The 1,717-nt window shown below is 45.4% G+C and carries 1 protein-coding gene; it reads left to right on the forward strand.

Going from position 1 to position 1,717, the window contains the following annotated elements; genetic code table 11:
* A partial coding sequence (locus WBA23_RS21505) for a SusC/RagA family TonB-linked outer membrane protein (RefSeq protein ID WP_424584338.1) occupies positions 1–1,717 on the forward strand: 1,717 nt, incomplete at both ends.

Consider the following 1,717-nt stretch of genomic DNA (forward strand, 5'->3'; position numbering starts at 1 on the left):
ATCGGGAACTGTGACCGATGGGGAAAATAATGAAACCCTACCGGGGGTAAATGTGCTTATTAAAGGCACTACTCAGGGTACCGTAACCGATATGAACGGAGAGTATCGTTTAACGGTGCCAAGCAACGATGCCGTGTTAGTATTTACTTCTATTGGATATGCTGCCGAAGAAGTAACCATTGGTAATCAAAGCACCATCGACCTTGATATGTTACCCGATGTACAATCACTATCTGAAATTGTAGTAACAGGATATTCGGTAGATAGTCGCAGGGAAACTACCGGTTCCGTGGCTACAGTAGACGCAGAAGATTTACAAGTTGTTCCTTCCGGTAATGTGGAGCAACAGTTACAAGGGCGAGTGTCCGGGGTAACGGTGATTACTAACGGACAACCTGGTACTTCTAGCATTGTTCGGGTACGTGGTTTTGGTGCTTTAGGGGGTAATGAGCCACTCTACGTAGTAGATGGAGTGCCAACGCTAAATACTGAGTTTTTAGCCCCCGGCGATATTGAGTCGACTACTGTACTGAAAGACGCTACTAGTGCTTCTATATACGGAGCGCGCGCTGCTGGTGGAGTTATTGTTTTTACCACAAAAAAGGGTGGTAGAAACCAACCGCTGAAAGTAACCTACAATGGTGAGATTGGAGTAACTGATCCTGGTCAAGGCCTTGAAGTACTAAATCCGCAAGAGCAAGCTACCTGGACCTGGAATGCCATCCGAAATGGAGCTAACAACCGAGGAGAAGCCCCTAACTTTTCGCATCCGCAGTACGGTACCGGTAGCCAGCCTGTTATTCCCGACTACCTATTAGTAGGACCTAATTCTGGAATTGTTGGTTCCGTGAATTTAGAGGAGCAAGCAGCACTGTATAACGTTGATCCAGCGTTAGGTTCTATTTATCAAGTAGTGCGAGCGAACAGAGGGGGAACGGACTGGTACGATGCCATTACCCGACCAGGGATTCTTCACCGCCATAATCTAGGGTTATCCGGTGGTGGAGAAAATAACCGCTTTTATCTTGGTCTGAATATGCAGGAGCAAGAAGGGATTCTTAACTATCAGATTTTTAAGCGTTATACTTTCCGAGCTAACTCCGAATTTGATATTATTCCCAACAAACTGCGAGTAGGTGAGAATATCCAGGCGACCTACCGAAGTGTTAATATCATTTTAGGCGGGCAAGGCGGCAGGGGTTCATCCGATGATGAGAACCTTATTCTAGATGCAACTCGTATGTCGCCTATCATCCCTATTTATGATGAGTTCGGTGGCTACGCGGGTACCGCAGCTCCCGGATTTAACAACCCTCGTAATCCAGTAGCTAATTTGGACGGGCAACGTAATAATAGCAACTTTTTAGGGGGTGGCTTCGGAAACGTTTATTTGGAATTTGAGCCTATCGAAGACTTAGTATTCCGAACTAGTTTCGGAGGTAGTTTCAATGCCGTTAATTCGGAAGGCTACACTCGTCGCCAGTACGAAAACTCCGAAAACAACTCGGCATTTGGCTACAACCGTAGTTCTAGCTATGGATTATCTTGGGTGTTTACTAACACGCTAAGTTATAACAAAACTTTTGGTGACCATGGCTTTGACATATTATTAGGACAGGAAGCATTGAAGCAAGATTTTGCAAATGGCTTTGGCGGATCAGGAATTAACCCATTTTCCGAAAACCCTGACTTTATTACGCTTTCAACGGTAGAAGGC

This window comes from Tunicatimonas sp. (assembly GCF_049647865.1).
Classification (GTDB): domain Bacteria; phylum Bacteroidota; class Bacteroidia; order Cytophagales; family Cyclobacteriaceae; genus Tunicatimonas.